This is a genomic window from Cryobacterium sp. M25, from assembly GCF_002929635.1.
GTDB lineage: Bacteria > Actinomycetota > Actinomycetes > Actinomycetales > Microbacteriaceae > Cryobacterium > Cryobacterium sandaracinum.
The window spans coordinates 198,708-210,584 of the sequence record NZ_PJJU01000058.1; the positions used below are offsets into that span (position 1 = coordinate 198,708).

Here is an 11,877-nt window from a genome sequence, read left to right on the forward strand (position 1 = left end):
GATCGTCGACGACGCCGTGGCCATGCTCGACGGTCTGGTGGACAACGTGCACCAGGCTACGTCGCATCCGTTGTCACCGGCCACCGGCCCGATCCTCGATGTTGCCGGGGTGGAGAGCATGCTCAAGTCCACACCGCGCGGCATCCCCCGCCGCGACCTGGGTGGTTCCATGCACACCGACGCCTACAACCTGTCGGAGTTCGGCGGCGAGTTCGAGGACGACGATGAGACCGGCTCCGGTTCGGGTCCAGGCTCGTCGTCATCGTCATCGTCATCGTCATCGTCATCGGCCGACGATGCCACCACCGGCGCGATCGACACCGTGGGCGACACCGCCTTCAGTCGAACGGACGACCAGGCCCGCACCAGGTCCTCCTCGGAGTAGAGCCGGTCCGGGGCGACGATCGTGTCGTCCGCGACGAAGTAGAACACCGCGTCGACGATCTCCGGGTCGATGCCCTTCCAGCGCGCATAGGCGAGCCGGTACAGGGCCAGCTGGGTCTGCTTGAGCTCGAGGTCCGCGGCGCTCGAAGGCGACCGGCCGGTCTTCCAGTCGACGACCTGGTAGCCCGTCTCGGTGCGGTAGACCGCGTCGAGCTTGCACACGAAGACCTGCCCGGCCAGCACGTGGTGGATCTCGATCTCGACCTCTTCGGGCTGCACCGACGCCCACGGCGAGTGCTCGAAGGTGCGCTGCAGCCGTTCGAGCTGGGCCTGCTCCAGCGGCTGGTTCTGATCGAGGTCGAGGTCGAAGGCGTCGGGGCCCTGGTCACCGAGGTCCAGTTCGCTCTCGTCCGCGTCGATCAGGTCGCCGCCCGACGCCCCGCCGGCGCGCTGTTCCACCCAGGAGTGGAACAGGGTGCCCAGCCGGGTGGCCCGGTACGGTCGCTCGGGCATGGGGCGGCGCAGGGCGGCGGCCACCCCCACCGGGTCGTCGATGTAGTCCTTGAACCGGGAAGCCGGAATGCGCGTGGGCAGCGGGACGGCGCCCGCGCCGGCGAGGCGCAGCATCCGTTCCTCGAGCAGCAGGGTGACCGCGTGGGACCACCGGGTGTCGCGTTCGCTCTGCGCTTCGGCGCGCACCCGGGCGGCCGCGGCCTCGACGAGGGGCCGCCGCGTGCCGAGCGGGTCGAAGGGCCAGTGCTCGTCGACGCCCTCCCCGGTGTCGGGTTTCTCGTCGTGCTCGCTGCCCTCCGGCAGCGCGGCGATCAGCCCGGCCTCGGCGAGCTCTTCGAGGTACCGACTGGGGGCGCGCACGGTGCTGCCGCCGCCCCAGTACGATCCGGTGAGCAGCAGCTCCTCCTGGGCGCGGGTCGTGGCCACATAGATCAGGCGCCGCTCCTCGTCGTCGTGGCGGGCGGCGAGCTGCTCTTTGTAGGCTTGAAATTCCGTGTCGAACGACAGCTGGGTCTCATGCTCCTGCCAGGCGAGCTCGGGCAGCTCGGCCCGGTCGCCGCGGAACGGGTAGGGCAGCTCGCCGAACTTCAGCCAGCCGGCCCCGTCCCGGGTCTGAGCCGGCAGGCTCTTCTCGGTCAGGTTGGGGATGGCCACATAGTCCCACTCGAGCCCCTTGGCCCCGTGGATGGTGAGCAGTTGCACGGTGCCGCTCTCGCCCGGCTCGATCCGCGGGCCCAGGTCGTCGTAGGCGGCGGCCCTGCCCAGCCAGCGCAGGAAACCGGCGAGGCTGCCGACCTCGTCGCTGGCAAGGAAGGCGGAGACCGTGTCGTGGAAAGCGTAGAGGTTCGCGAGGCCCAGGCCGTTGGCCTCGTTGGCGACGAGTTCCACGTCGAGCAGGAGCTCCTGCTCGATCAGCCGCACGAAGTCCAGCAGCGGCAGGCCGGCCCGCGCGCGCAGCCAGGCCAGCTGGCGGCCGGCGGCCCGCACCCGGGCCCGGCCGGTGTCGCTGAAGCCCGCGAGCTGCCCGTGGGTCTCGGGGGCGGCAGCCACGAAGTCGAGGGCGTCGACGAGCGACGCACCCTCGTCGACGGCGACGGATGCCCGCATCTTGTCTTTGAGTTCCTGCGTCACCGCCTGCTGGGCCCAGTCGTGTGCCGCCAGCCAGCGCGCCACGGCCGCGAGGTGCTGCAGGTCGCGGGGGCCGACCCGGTAGCGACCGCTGGCGAGCAGTCGCACCAGTTCGCTGCCGGCGGCGGGATCGTGAACGACCCGCAGCACGCAGATGACGTCGGTGACCTCCGGGGTGGAGAGCAGGCCGCCGAGGCCGAGCACGTGGGCGCGGACGCCTTGCTCCCGTAGCACCTCGGCGAAGAACTCCATCTCGCGCCGGGCCCGGAAGAGCATCGCGCCGGACTTGTCGGTGCCGCTGGAGAGGCGCGTGGCGAACCAGTCCGCAACGACCCGGGCCTCGTCGGCGATGGTCTCCAGCATCGACGCCTCGACCCGCCCGTTCGCCTTGCCGGCCGGCACCGCGAGGGTGTCGACCTGGATGCCGTCGGGCCGGGCCCGGAGCGCCTCGCTCAGCGGCGCCACCAGCGCGTTCGCGGTGTCGAGCACCGTGACCGGGTTGCGCCAGGTGACGGAGAGGCTCATCGACGGCGACTGGCGGTTGGAGAGTCCGGCGAAGCTCTGCGAGAAACCCAGCAGGTTCGCCGAGCTGGCCCCGCGCCAGCCGTAAATGGACTGGTGCGGGTCACCGACGGCCATCACCGGATGCCGGCTGAAGAGGGTGTGCAGCAGCTCGGTCTGCAGCACCGAGGTGTCCTGGTATTCGTCGAGCAGCACCACCCGGTACTGGTCGCGGTAGCGAGCGACGACCTGCAGGGCCTTCTGGCAGACCTGCAGGGCGAGAGCCACCTGGTCGGAGAACTCGATCAGCCCGAGCCGGCGCTTCTCCACTGCGAAGCGTTCGGCGAGCTCGAACAGAACCGGCAGCGGCTCCACCGCCGCGAGCGACTCGGCGACCGAGGCATACGGGATCTTCTTGCGCGGGTTGCCGTAGGGCAGGTCTCGCAGATAGCCGAAGCCGGCGGAGAGGCCGGTCAGGTCGTGCGGCGCGGCCGGAACGCCCGGGACAACGGGCGGGGGGTTCTCGGCGAGGGAACGGCTGAAGGCGAGCACGGCATCCGTCACCGCGTCGAGCTTCTTGCCGAAGGGTACGAGCCGGCTGTCGCCGTGCTCGATCACCACCCGGCGGGCCAGCAGCCAGGCGCTGGTCTCGCTGAGCAGCACCGACTCGGGTTCGCGCCCGAGGAGCAGGGCGTTGTCGGTGAACAGGCGGCTGGCGAACGAGTTGTACGTCGACACCGTGGGCATGTTGAACATGTCGGAGGAATCGATCGTGACCACCCCCGCCGCGGGCGCCGGCGGCTTCGGCAGCAGCCCCTGCGCGTCGAGCTGGTCGATGCGGTCGCGGATGCGCTCGGACAGTTCGCCGGCGGCCTTGCGGGTGAAGGTGAGGCCGAGGATCTGGTCGGGCCGGGCGTGCCCGTTGGCGAGCAGCCAGAGCACCCGGTTGGCCATGGTCTCGGTCTTGCCGCTGCCGGCCCCGGCCACCACGAGGGTGGGCGCCAACGGCGCCTCGATCACGGCCTGCTGTTCATCCGTGGGGGGGAACATGCCCAGCGTCGCAGCGATCTGGCGGGCCGAGATGGGCGGCGGGGTGACGGACTGGTTCATGAGCTGACCTGCTTGATGACGTGGATTCGGCAGGACCCGTGCGAGCGCGGGTCGAGGCAGTGGGAACTGATTTCGGCGAGGAAGGTGGCGCCGCCCATGCCGGCGGCGTCCCAACCGACCCGGCTGCGGAAGGCCGCAAGCTCCTCAGGGGTGAAGGTGGGCTGGGTGGGATTGCGGTAATTCTGCTTGACTGTGCCGCTGGACACGATCAGGAGGCGAGCGCCGGCGAGCGGCATTCCGGCGGGGATGCCCTCGATGGCACCCTCGCTGAACGCGAGCTGGTAGGCGCCGAGCTGCGGATGCAGGGCCACCCCGGCGTCGCTGATCGGGTCGCCGCGGCCCGTCTTCAGGTCGACGATGACCGCCCGCCCGTCGCCGAGCCGCTCGACCCGGTCGACCGTGCCGGACAGCACGGCGCCGTCGACATCGAGCTGGAAGGTGCCCTCCGCGCTGAGCAGGCTGCCACCGCCGTGTTCGAAGTCGAGCAGGTAGGAGGCGAGCCGGTCGGTCAGCGCACGCGCCTCTACCTTCTGCACCCGGGACTGCCAGTCGGCGTCGAACTGAAGCTCACCCCAGCGCGCCTCGACGCCCTTCCAGAGCGCGTCGGGGCTATGAGTGGTGGAGTCCTCCATCACCTTGTGGATGATCGTGCCGAGGTTCGCGGCGGTGTTGGACGTGCCGCCGCCGACCTGCCCGATCACCCAGTGCAGCGGGCAGGTCTCGAAGGCCGCCATCCGCGACGGCGAGACGCGCACCGGGGCGTCGCCGGCCTCCGGGTCGTTGAGCGGGCGCACGGTGCTGGGCTCGTTCAGGCCGTACCACTGGTCGGGGGCGGCACCGACCACGTTCTCCCGGGCCAGCCGGGCCAGGGTCGCTGCGGCATCCGTGGCCCGGCTCGCGGCCTCGTCGCCGTGGGCCGCGGTGCCCCGGGTCAAATCCCGGCGGAGCCGGCCCACCAGGCCGCGCAGGGAGAGCGGGTAGCGGCTGATGTCGCCGGGCTCCGGAGCCGTGCGCGGTGCGGGCTTCGGCAGCAGCCGTAAAAAGACCGACGGCTGGTTCTCCTCGTTGTCGATGGCAGTCACCAGCAGTTCGCTGCGGGCGCGGCTGGCCGCCTGGGCGAACATGCGCAGCTCGTCGTGCAGCACGGTGGTGCGGGCGCCGGCCTCCTCCGGGCGCCGGCCGGCGGCGAGCGTGGCCAGGTCGCCGGCTCCGAGCAGCGAACCACGGATGCGCAGGTCGGGCCAGACGTTCTCCTGCACCCCGGCGATGACGACGACGTCGAATTCGCGGCCGATCAGGCCGCTCGGGGTGGACACGATGACCGCGTCGCCCAGCGCGCGCGGGGCGAGGGTGTCTTCGGGCACGTCGGTGTCGACAAGGTGTTCGAGGAACAAAACCGGCGGGGCGGTCGGGGTGCGCTCCACGTAGCGCTGCGCGGCGGAGAAGAGCTCCACCACGGCGTCGAGGTTGTGGTTGGCCTCGTCGGCGACGATGCCCGTGCCGGTGGACTGGTCCTTCCACTCCCGGGCGAGGCCGCTTCGTTGCCAGAGACCCCAGAGCAGTTCCTCGATCGTGGCGCCGGCAGCGTATTCCACGGCGGCCGCCCGGAGGCTCTCCCCGCAGCTGGCGGCCCGGCGGGCCGTGCGGTTGTCGATGGCGGCGAACAGGCCGGGGTCGCCGAGGGCCTCCACCAGGAGCTCGTCGGCGGAGCGGTTCCGGTCACTGCTGAGTTCCTGTTGGCGCAGCGCGGCACGCAGGCGCCGCAGGGTGATCGGGTCGAGGCCGCCGAGCGGGCCGCGGAGCAGCAGGGTCGCCTCCTCGGGCCCCAGGGGTGTGCGGCCCAGGGTCACCTCGAGCGCGAGGATGAAGGCCCGCACGGCGTAATCGTCGCGGAGCGCGGTCTGCGCCGACGACACCTGGGTGGGCACCTCGAGCGCGGCGAGCCCCTTGGACAGGGCGGGCACGAGCGAGCCGCTGCGCACGACGACCGCCATCTGACCCCACGGAATGCCGCCGAGCACGTGCCGCTCCCGCAGCCGGCGGGCGATCACGGCGAGCTGGTCGGCGGGGCTGTCCGCGAGCATGGTCTGCACGGGGTTCGGCTCCCCGGCAGGCTCGGCCTGGTCCGCCTGCCCTCCGGACTGGACTGCCTGCGCGGCCGGGTCAGCCACGCCGACGGCGAACCGTTGAGTGCCGGCCGAGGCTGCGCCGATGCGGTGCGTGAGACCCCGCACCACCCCGCGGATGGCCGCGTCGTGCCGGTACACCGTGCTGAGAACCAGGGTCGGCAGCACGGCGCCGGACAGGTACGCGCCCAGCCGGCCGAGGGCATCCGGGTGGGCGCCGTGGAAGGAGCCGGTGCTGATATCGGGGTCGCCGAACGCAATGACGCCCACGCCGCGCGCCGCGAACTGGGCGAGGAGGGTCAGGTTGGCCTGGGTAAGTTCTTGCGCATCGTCGAGCAGGATCAGGCGCAGGCTGCCGAGCGAGCCGAGCGCCGCGGAACCGGCCGGGGCCCGGGCCACGATGGCCGCGGCGAACTGGGCCAGTTCGGTGGAGTCGTACTGGCCAGGGCGGGACTGGTCTTTCACGTCGTCGTAGCCGCGGATGAACTCGGCCGCGGCCACCCACTCCGGGCGCTGCTCGCTGCGGCCGAGAGCCGCGAGCGCCTCCGGGGTGACGCCGTATTCGACGGCGCGCATCATCAGGTCGCGCAGCTGCGTGCGGAACCCGCGCAGGCTGCGCACGTCGGCGCCGAGGGTGTCGGGCCAGTCCGGTGCGGCGTGCCGCGACTCAGGGTGTGACTCGATGTGCTGCGACCCGCCCTGCGCTTCGGCCTGCTGCGCTTCGGCGTGGTCCTGCCGGTGCCCCTCAAGCAGCTCGGCGATGATCTGGTCTTGTTCGCCGCCGGTGAGCAGGGTGGGAGCCGCGCCTCCCGCCCGGGCCACGGCATCCCGCACGATCTGGAACGCGACCGAGTTCGCGGTGCGGGCCAGCGGGCCGTTGGTGGGCACGCCGAGGCGCAGCGCAAGCCGGTCACGCAGGGCCGTCGCCCCCGTGCGAGTGGGCACCAGCACAAGCACCTCGCTGGGCGAATACCCGTGGCCCCGCACGCACTCGGCCACGAGTTCGACCAGCGTGGTGGTCTTGCCGGTGCCGGGTGCGCCGATCACGGCGGCGCTGACTCCCGGGATGTGGCGTCGACCAACGGGCAGGGCAGGCTGCGCTACCAGCGCCAGAACGGCGCGTTGCGAGTCGTCGAGAACGACCGTTTCTTGCTCGGTACGGAGCGGGAGTCCCAGGGTTGTCACGTTTTCAAACGTAACGGGTTGCGCCGACAGTGAACGATGTCGGCCCGGTGCGCGGTTCTGTCGTAATCTGGGCGCTTAGGCAACGAAAGGCGCATCTGGTGGATATCCGCATTGGCATCTTCAATTCTCCCCGTGAGATTGGCTTCGAGACCTCACAGCCCGCGAACGAGGTCGAGGAAACGGTCGCTGCCGCCCTCGCCGGGCAGACCGGGTACCTGAAGCTCTCCGACAGCAAGGGCAAGGTCTACATCGTTCCGACCGTCGGGCTCGCGTACGTTGAGCTGGGCTCCGAGGCGTCCCGCCGCGTCGGCTTCGTCGCCTGAACAACCGTGGAACTGCTTTTCATCGTCCTCGGCGGTGCGGTTCTGGGGATTGCCGCACGGTATGCCATTCCGGGGCGCCGCGCACACGGCGCTGTCCTCGTCCCGGCGATCGGCACCATGGTCGCGTCCGTCGTCTGGGTGGCGCTGAGCTGGCTCGGCGCGCCCTGGGACGGTGGCTGGATCTGGTGGGTCACTCTCGGGGTGACCGCACTGGCATCCGTCGCAGCCGACCTGGCCCTGGTGCGCACGCGCACCGCCGGCGACGAGCGGATGCTGCACACCCTGATGCGCGACGGGCACCCGGCCGGCGCGTGACGAAGGCTCCCCCGTGCGGCCGGCGGTCAGGCGGTCAGGCCGAGCCCGTCCATGCGCCGCGTGTGCGTGGCGATGAGCTCGGTGAACACGGGTTCGATCCGGGACTCGGCTGCGGTGATGCCCTCCATCGGCAGAGCCGAGCGGGCGACCAGCAGGGTGTCCCCGACCAGGCGTCGTCCCCACAGGGCCAGGTGCGACCCGAGCGCCGGGGCGGCGCCGATGGCGGCCTTCAGGTGGGTGACGAGAACCTCCGTGCCGGCGTCCTGGCCGAGCAGGTGCGCCACCCGCGGGCCCACATCGCCGGGCAGCCCGTCGGACAGCCGGATGAAGAAGTCGTCGAGCAGTCCCCCGGCGAGATAGCAGCTGAGCAGCAGTTCGTTCCAGTCGGCGCCGGCCGTCTGCTCGCGGAACGCGTCGAGGTGGGGCGCGAACGGGGCCATCACCTCGGACGGCTCACCGCCGCGGCGACGGATCTCGGCCACGAGCCCCTGGTGCTTGGCGAGGGCCCGGCCGGCGGCGACGCTCAGCGCCTCCTTCGCGGTGAGGTCCGGAGCGATCGCGATGGCCAGGGCGAGGTTCTCGAACATGCCGAGTTGGAAGTACGCCGCCTGGCCGAGGTAGGGCAGCAACTCCGGCGTGAAACCGGCGATGTCCATTTTCGTGGTCGACTGACGTGCCCGCCGCGCCGGTTGCCGGGGTGCCTCCACGCGCTTCTTGCGCCCATCGGTCCACATGATCACAGGCCCAGCTTAGGACAGTGTCGTGCCGCCACCGCGGGTTCCGGCCCACGCTGGGCGAATCGATGCGTCCAGGTCCGGTATAAGAGACTTCACAGGGCCGCCCGATAGGCTGGGACCACGCCATCGGCATGGATCGATGGCCAGGTGCCCGAAGCAAAAGACGGGCGCATCCCGCTTCCAGCTAATGACAAGGCAATAATTCGTGACTTTCTCCGAACTCAACATCGACCAGGACATGGTTCAGGCTCTCGCTGATCAAGGCATCATCGAGCCCTTCCCCATCCAGGTGCAGACCATCCCCCTCGCCCTGAGCGGCCAGGACATCATCGGTCAGGCCAAGACCGGCACCGGCAAGACCCTCGGCTTCGGCCTTCCGATCATTCAGCGACTCGGGCTCGACCCCGCACCCGGCGTGCAGGTACTCGTCGTCGTCCCGACCCGCGAGCTGTGCGTGCAGGTCTCCGAAGACCTCGAGATGGCGTCCAGCAACCGCAACACCAAGGTTGTCTCCATCTACGGCGGCAAGGCGTACGAAGGTCAGATCGAGGCGCTCAAGGCCGGCGCGCAGATCGTCGTCGGCACCCCCGGCCGGCTCCTCGATCTTGCCAGCCAGCGCCTGCTCAGCCTCGCCAACGTGAGCGAGATGGTGCTCGACGAGGCCGACAAGATGCTCGACCTCGGCTTTCTCGCCGACATCGAGAAGCTGTTCTCGCAGACGCCGTCCACCCGCCACACGATGCTGTTCTCGGCCACGATGCCGGGCCCGATCGTCGCCCTGGCGCGCCGGTTCATGAACCGACCGATCCACATCCGTGCGTCCGACCCCGACGAGGGCCTGATGCAGGCCAACATCGAGCACCTTGTCTACCGCGCACACAACATGGACAAGGACGAGGTGATCGGCCGCATCCTGATGGCCGAAGGCCGCGGCAAGACCGTGATCTTCACCCGCACCAAGCGCGCCGCCGCCAAGCTGGTCGAGGAGCTCGGCGATCGCGGCTTCAACGCCACGGCCGTGCACGGTGACCTCAACCAGGAACAGCGTGAACGCGCCATGGCCTCCTTCAAGGCCGGCAAGAAGGACATCCTGATCGCCACGGATGTCGCCGCGCGCGGCATCGACGTGGACGACGTCACTCACGTGATCAACCACACCATCCCCGAGGACGAGAAGGCCTACCTGCACCGCGTGGGACGCACCGGCCGTGCGGGCAAGACCGGCATTGCGGTCACGTTCGTCGACTGGGACGACATGCACAAGTGGACGCTGATCAACAACGCGCTCGACTTCGGCACGCCGGTTCCGATGGAGACCTACTCGTCGTCGCCGCACCTCTACGCCGACCTGAACATCCCGGCCGGGTCGAAGGGGCGCCTCCGCGCCTCGCCCAACCGAGAGACCGCCGCCTCGGCTGCACGCACGGGTGGCGCAGGCCGCACCGGCGGCGCCGGCCGCTCCGACTCGGGCCGTTCCAGCGGGGGCCGCACCGGTGGCGACTCCTCGCGCTCGGGCGCCGGTCGCTCCGGCGCCGGTCGCTCCGGCGCCGGTCATACCGACGCCGCACGCTCGGGCGCGAGCCACTCCGGCGAACTGGCCGGCAGCCGCCCGCCGCGCTCGCGCACCCGGGTCAGCGCGACCACCAACCCGGATGCCCCGGTCATCACCCCGGCCGCCGGCACTCACGACGGCGGCGGCGCCGAGCACCACGACGGCAACAGCGCCCCGCGGCGTCGGAGCCGCTCGCGTCGCCACGCACCGCAGGCCGGCACCCCCAGCTAGGCACCCCCTGCACGGCAGTTCCTGCACGGCAGTTCCGGCACGGCAGTTCCGGCCGTAAGCGCCTCCGCTTCGGCGGGGGCGCTTTTCGTTTGCCTCCGCGGCGGCTCACGTGAGGGCTCGCGGCGCATGGTAGACCGCGCGCCCTGTTCCCTAGGGTGGGCGGCGTCAGCCGTAGACGGGCGGCGAGCCCGTTCCCTGTCCGATGATGCGCTCGAGCACCTCGGGCGCCGTCGTGTTCTCGCCCAGGCGGTTCGGCTTGCCCTCGCCGTGGTAATCGCTGGACCCGGTGACGAAGAGTCCGTACTTCTCGGCGAGCGCGTAGAGGTGGGCCTTCGCCTCGGGCCTGTTCTCACGGTGCTCGAGTTCGAGCCCGAAAAGGCCGGCCTCGGCCAACCGGGCCAGTTTCGCTTCAGGGATGACGTCGACCGCCCCGCGCGTCGCCGGGTGTGCGATGACCGGCACCCCACCGGCCGCGCGCACGAGGGTGATGGCCCGCAGCGGGTCCGGCGCGTAGTGGGGCTGGTAGTAGCCGGCCTCCCAGTGCAAGATTCCCGCGAAGGCCTCGCTCCGGGTGAGCGCGAACCCGCGGGCCACCAGTGCGTCGGCGATATGCGGGCGGCCGACCGTCGCATCCGGCGTGGTCTGTGCGAGCACGTCTTGCCAGGTCAGGGCGTAGTCGACGCCGATGCGCTCCACCATCTGCTCGGCGCGCACCAGCCGGGCCTGCCGCACCCGGGCGGTTTCGGCCACGATGCCGGCGTTGGACGGGTCGAACAGGTACGCGAGCAGGTGCACGCTGGAAAAGCCCACCCGGGTGCTGAATTCCATGCCGGGGATGAGTGTGAGTCCGGCGGTGCGGGCGGCAACACCGGCCTCGGCCCAGCCGGCGGTCGAATCGTGGTCGGTCAGTGCGACCGTGCCCAGGCCGGCCGCGGCGGCGGCCCGCACGAGCTGCGACGGGGTCTCCGTGCCATCCGACACGCTCGAATGCGTGTGCAGATCGATCGGACCACGGAATCGTCGAGCACCAAGCATTCCCCCATGCTAGTTGTGCGGCGGACCCGGACCGTCCCGCGGGGTTCCCAGCCGCCGCCATCGCCCGACTCGCCCTCGGCCAGAACGCCGACATCGTCACCCTGCCGGAAACCACCGAGGCCACCGGTGAGGCCGTCGCCGAAGCCATGCGCGAGGGCGGACGTCCGATGTGGGTGCACACCATCGCCTTCGACCAGATCTCCAAGGCCCGCTCCACGACCCTGCTGATCACCCCGACTTGGGCGACTACACGGTCAGCAACGAGGCCGGCTCCGGGCCTCCCGGCAACACCAACGTGCTGCCGACCGTCGTCGCCACGCCCGCCGACGACGTCGGGCCCACCATCATCGCGGTGCACGCCGTCGCACCCATTCGATTCGAGATGTCGAACCGGCGTTCCGACCTGGACTGGCTCGCCGAACAGTGCGTTGAACCGAACGTGATCATGGCCGGTGATTTCAACGCGACGGTCGACCACCTGAGCGGCCACGAGACATCGGCCGGCGCCGTCCTCGGCGACTGCCGGGACGCCGGACCGGCGACCGGTGCGGGCGCCGTCGGCACCTGGCCAACTTTCGCGCCGGCCCTGCTCGGCTTGCCGATCGACCACGTGTTGGCCACCGCAAACTGGCAGGTGCAGGGCCTGCGCGTGATCGAGGCGGAAGACGGCGCTGGCAGCGACCACCGCCCGATCGTGGCCACCCTCGCCCCGACCTCCTAGCTCAATGGGACAATGG

General features: G+C 70.8%; 8 protein-coding genes. 4 read left to right on the forward strand and 4 right to left on the reverse strand.

From position 1 onward, the window contains the following. Positions 1 to 183 precede the first annotated feature (183 nt). Positions 184 to 3,636, reverse strand: a complete 3,453-nt coding sequence (locus tag CXY81_RS15345; protein ID WP_104195348.1) for an ATP-dependent DNA helicase — start codon at positions 3,634 to 3,636, stop codon at positions 184 to 186. Next, entirely contained in the window at positions 3,633 to 6,947 is a 3,315-nt protein-coding gene (locus tag CXY81_RS15350; protein WP_104195349.1) for an ATP-dependent DNA helicase, read from the reverse strand. Before CXY81_RS15350 ends, CXY81_RS15345 begins: the two co-directional genes overlap by 4 nt. 98 nt (positions 6,948 to 7,045) lie before the next feature. Between CXY81_RS15350 and CXY81_RS15355 the strand changes: the two genes are divergently transcribed. Next, on the forward strand, positions 7,046 to 7,270 hold the full coding sequence (locus CXY81_RS15355) for a DUF3107 domain-containing protein (protein WP_104169971.1): 225 nt from the start codon (positions 7,046 to 7,048) through the stop codon (positions 7,268 to 7,270). 6 nt (positions 7,271 to 7,276) lie between these two features. Continuing rightward, on the forward strand, positions 7,277 to 7,585 hold the full coding sequence (locus CXY81_RS15360) for a hypothetical protein (RefSeq protein WP_104195350.1): 309 nt from the start codon (positions 7,277 to 7,279) through the stop codon (positions 7,583 to 7,585). 26 nt (positions 7,586 to 7,611) lie between these two features. On the opposite strand, the gene CXY81_RS15365 is transcribed toward CXY81_RS15360, so the two are convergent. Further along, positions 7,612 to 8,319 carry a ferritin-like fold-containing protein gene (locus tag CXY81_RS15365; RefSeq protein ID WP_233194223.1) on the reverse strand — a complete coding sequence of 236 codons (708 nt, stop codon included), beginning with the start codon at positions 8,317 to 8,319 and terminating at the stop codon, positions 7,612 to 7,614. 208 nt (positions 8,320 to 8,527) lie between these two features. Here CXY81_RS15365 and CXY81_RS15370 point away from each other — a divergent pair, with 208 nt between their 5' ends. Further along, positions 8,528 to 10,105 carry a DEAD/DEAH box helicase gene (locus tag CXY81_RS15370; protein WP_104195351.1) on the forward strand — a complete coding sequence of 526 codons (1,578 nt, stop codon included), beginning with the start codon at positions 8,528 to 8,530 and terminating at the stop codon, positions 10,103 to 10,105. A gap of 165 nt (positions 10,106 to 10,270) precedes the next feature. On the opposite strand, the gene CXY81_RS15375 is transcribed toward CXY81_RS15370, so the two are convergent. Next, on the reverse strand, positions 10,271 to 11,140 hold the full coding sequence (locus CXY81_RS15375; protein WP_104195352.1) for a PHP domain-containing protein: 870 nt from the start codon (positions 11,138 to 11,140) through the stop codon (positions 10,271 to 10,273). Between the two features lie 238 nt (positions 11,141 to 11,378). On the opposite strand from CXY81_RS15375, the gene CXY81_RS15380 reads away from it, so the two are divergent. Continuing rightward, positions 11,379 to 11,861, forward strand: a complete 483-nt coding sequence (locus CXY81_RS15380; RefSeq protein WP_104195353.1) for an endonuclease/exonuclease/phosphatase family protein — start codon at positions 11,379 to 11,381, stop codon at positions 11,859 to 11,861. Positions 11,862 to 11,877 lie beyond the last annotated feature (16 nt).